General features: G+C 60.8%; 1 protein-coding gene. It reads left to right on the plus strand.

The window, feature by feature from the left end; genetic code table 11:
• Positions 1-150: ATP-binding protein (locus AC5Y21_RS26090; protein WP_499917056.1), on the plus strand; the 150-nt coding region annotated here is incomplete at its 5' end.
• Between the last annotated feature and the right edge of the window lie 62 nt (positions 151-212).

Raw genomic sequence — 212 nt, forward strand, 5'->3', positions numbered from 1 at the left:
GTCTTCGGCGACCAGGTCGTCGCCGCGGCCATGATCGACCGCATCGTGCACCACGCCGAGGTTCTGACCCTCAAGGGCTCGAGCTACCGACTCAAGGACACCGGAATCGACACACTGCCCTCCGCACGGGCAGACAACACGGCACAATAACCACAAACCGTGGCCTACTTTTCAACCGTCACCACCGGCCTAGTTTTCGACCGTCGTCAACA

The sequence above is a fragment of the Mycobacterium sp. NGS41 genome, assembly GCF_059812725.1.